Origin of the sequence: Mycobacterium sp. 852002-51971_SCH5477799-a (assembly GCF_001667145.1) — a bacterium.
Taxonomy (GTDB): domain Bacteria; phylum Actinomycetota; class Actinomycetes; order Mycobacteriales; family Mycobacteriaceae; genus Mycobacterium.
This window is the reverse complement of the sequence record NZ_LZIF01000056.1, coordinates 1-3,946: the sequence shown is the minus strand read 5'-3', so window position 1 is coordinate 3,946 and position 3,946 is coordinate 1. Positions and strand designations below refer to the sequence as shown.

The window sequence follows — 3,946 nt, the reverse complement described above, 5'->3', positions numbered from 1 at the left end:
ACGTAGCCGTAGGCCACGCCGGCACCGGCGATATACAGCTCACCCACCACGCCGGCCGACACCCGGCGCAACCCGGCATCGAGCACGAACAACGCCGCGCCGGCGACCGGCGAACCGATCGGCACCACCCCCGAGCCCGGCCGCAACGGCGCACTGACCGCCGCGTACACCGTCGCCTCGGTGGGGCCGTAGGCGTTGATGAGCACTCGACCCGGTGCCCACCGCTGCACCAACTCGACCGGACAAGCCTCACCGGCCACGACCAGCGCGGTCGACTCCAAACCCGCCGGCGACATCACCCCCACCGCCGACGGTGTTTGACTCAACACCGTGACCTGTTCGCGAGTCAGCAAGGCGTGCAAGTCATCCGGTGACCCGGCCACCTCCTCGGGCACCACGACCAACCGCCCGCCATACAACAGTGCGCCGAAAATCTCCGACACCGACACGTCGAAAACCAGCGAATGCCACTGCGACCACACCCGCACCGGGTCCGCGGGCAACCGACTTTCCACCGCGGCCACCAACTCGCTAACACCTCGGTGCGAGACCGCCACCCCCTTCGGGACACCGGTAGTGCCCGAGGTGTAAATCCGGTAAGCGACATCATCCGGGGCGGGCACGGGCAAACCGGTACTGGGCTGATCGCGCACAGCAGGATCGGCCACGTCGACGACCGCTACCTCACAGCCGTCCAGTCGCGACCGCAGGTCCGCGCTGCTGACCACGACCACCGGCGCCGCATCAGCGACCATGAACTCGATCCGCGCCGCGGGCAGCGCTGGATCGATCGGCACGTATGCCGCCCCGGTCTTGAGCACCGCCAGGATCGCCACGATCGCCTCGGCCGAGCGCGCCACTAACAGCGCCACGCACTCCCCCGGGCCCGCACCCCGCCCAATTAACAAGTGCGCCAACCGATTCGAGGCCTCGTCCAGCTCCCAATACGAAAATGAGCGGCCCCCACAGGTCAACGCCACCGCATGCGACGTGCGTCCTACCTGTGCGGCGAACAACTCTGGAATGGACACCGACGCCGACGGCCGGCCGAGCACCGACCGATTGCCCCACCCATCGAGGTCGACCTGCTCATCGTCATCGAGCAGATCGATCGACAACAACCGCCGAGTCATATCGGCGGTCATGACTGCTGCTCCGCATCGGCGGTCATAACCACCAGCACCTTTTGCAACCTCCTGAAGAGCGACTCGATCCTCGCTGCGTCGAACACGTCGGTGTCGTACTCGACGCGAAGGCTCAATTGCGCACCGGGCTGCACTTGCACCGCCAGCGGGTAGTGGTTGTTTTCACGGGCGGCGACGTCGGTGATCGCCAACTCGTGATCGCCTGCCAGCGCGGCAGCGTCGACGGGATAGTTTTCGAAGACGAACAACGTGTCGAACAACTGGTCGTGTCCGGTGGCGCGATGGATTTCCCCGAGCGCCAGGTGCTGATGCTCCAGCGTCGCGTTATAGACGTCTTGCAATTGATCCAACAAGCCGGCGACCGTGGTTGCCGCTGTGATACGCGCGCGCATCGGGACCGTGTTGATCAACAGCCCCACCATCGAATCCGCACCGGCCAGCTCCGTCGGCCGCCCCGACACCGCGGTGCCGAACGCGACGTCGTGCCGGCCGGTCAGCCACATCAATATCTGCGCCCACGCGGCCTGCATGACGATGTTCACGGTCGTGTGATGCGACCGTGCCAGCTCGCTGATCGCCCCGGTGGTGTCCGCAGGCACCGTAAACGATGCGACACCTCGTTTTCCGAGCCGCAGCCGCCCGGGCGGACCCACCAAGGTGGGCGTGTCGAAATCGGCGAGCACCTCACGCCAGGTCGCGCGGGCGGCGTCCAGGTCACGTCCGGCCAGCCAGCTCACGAAGTGGCGATACGGGGCGGCCGCCGGCAGTCGCTGCTTGTAGTAGCTGGCAATCACTTCGCCCAACAGAATCGGCAGCGACCATCCGTCCATGACGATGTGGTGGTTGGTCAGGATGAACCGGTGCCGATCCGGCGCGGTGCGGATCAATGCCGCCCGAAACGCCGGGGGGTCCGCCAGATCGCACACCGCGGCGCGTTCGGCCGCACATACGTCTTGCACCTGCTCGTCGACCCCGTCGGCGTGGGCGTCGAGTTCGACATATCGCCAAGGCACCACGGGCTCGGCCGGAATCAGCTGCACCGGCTCGTCGAACTGCGCGCAGAATCGGGCGGCCAGGTTCGGGTGCCGGCTCACGACCGCATTCACCGCCTCGTGCAGCCGGTCCTCCTCCAGGGCTCCGCTCAAGGTGATGTCCAGCTGCACCGCATACACATCGTCGCCGCGCTGCGTAGTGGTGGTGTGGAACAGCAGCCCCTGCTGCAGAGGGGTCAAGGGCAACACGTCAGCGATGCGGTACTGCTCCTGCAGCGCATCCAGCTGCGGCTGGCTCAACCGGGCCGGCGCGATGTCCGACGGTGTCAACCCGCCCCCGCCGCCGCGAACATGGGCACAGATGCCGGCCAGGGCCTCAAACCACAGCCGGCCCAGCCGGTCGACCTGGTCGCGATCCACCGCCGACGGCGCCCACGTCCAGTTGGCGTGCAGGTGTGGGCCGGTATCGGTGTCCACCGTGCCGGCGTTCAGGTCCACGGTATGCATCAGCGGCATGGGTATCGCCGCGGCCGCGCCGGTTAACGCCAAGCTGTCCTGGCAGAGGCGCCACATATCCTCGGAGAGGTCGGCCCCGGCGCCCAGCCGTCCCAGATAATTGAACCCGACGGTTGGGTCGGATCCGCCCAACTCGACATCGGGATTCAGATATTTCAGCAGACCGTAGCCCAGCGGATCGGGCAGGGCACGCAGCTGCTCCTTGGCGTCCTTGATCACCGCTCCCAACGCCGCCTCGCCGGCCACTACCTGGCTCCAGGCCAGCCCACCGAGGCTCAACGCCACGGGATATTTGGTGGTGAACCACCCCACCGTGCCCGACAGGTCGACATCAGCGGCCAGCTCCTCGTGGCGCCCATGACCCTCCACGTCGATGCCGATCGGCGCGCCGCCCGGGCCCAGCAATTCCGCCAACGCCAATCCGAAAGCGATCAGCAAGATGTCGTGCACTCCGGCATGGAATGCCGTCGGCACCTCGCCCAGCAGCATCCTCGTCGTGTCGGCGTCCAGCGACACCGATAGGTGACCGGCGGCGGCAAACGTATCCACCGCGGGCTGCAGCGCGGGTAGCACCGACGGAAGCGCCGCCATCTGCCGCCATGCGTCGGCCTGCTCCACCACCGCAGGGCTCTGGGCGTGCTCCGCCAGCAGCGAGGACCACCGGGCAAACGACGTCCCGGCCGCCGGCAGCGTGATCGGCTGCCCGCCGCGACGCTGGACCCACGCGGTGTTGAGGTCCTCCAACAGAATTCGCCACGACACCCCGTCAACGGCCAGGTGGTGAATGATCAACGCCAACTGCCCAGTCGAGTCAGCCCACAGCGCGCTGAGCATCACCCCGGCGGCCGGGTTCAACCGCGACCGCGCCTTGACCAGCGCCTCCTCGGACAACACGTCCACCGCTTGCAGGCGATCATTGGCATCCACCGAACCGGCGGCCGGCACCGTCAATGACCATCCCCCGGCGCCATCCTCGTCGACGCGCAGCCGCAGAATTGCGTGCCGGTCCACCAGCGCCTGCAATATCGCAACGACGTCGGCCTCGGTCACACCCGCGGGGGCCTGCGCCAACACCGTCTGGTTGAACTGCTCGACCGGCCCCTGGACGCTGTGCAGCCACCGCATGATCGGCGTGGCCAGCACCTGCCCGACGCCCTCGTCGACCGGGCCGCCCGCGCCGTCGGCCACCCCCGCCACCCGGGCCAGCCGCGCCACGGTCTGCTCGACGAAGATATCGCGCGGCCGACACACCAGGCCGGCGGCGCGGGCCCGGGCCACCACCTGCATGGACAA

At 67.8% G+C, this 3,946-nt stretch carries 1 pseudogene; it reads right to left on the bottom strand.

What is annotated here, in order from left to right:
* Positions 1-3,946 (bottom strand): annotated as a pseudogene (locus A5753_RS06605) (condensation domain-containing protein); the annotation flags it as partial.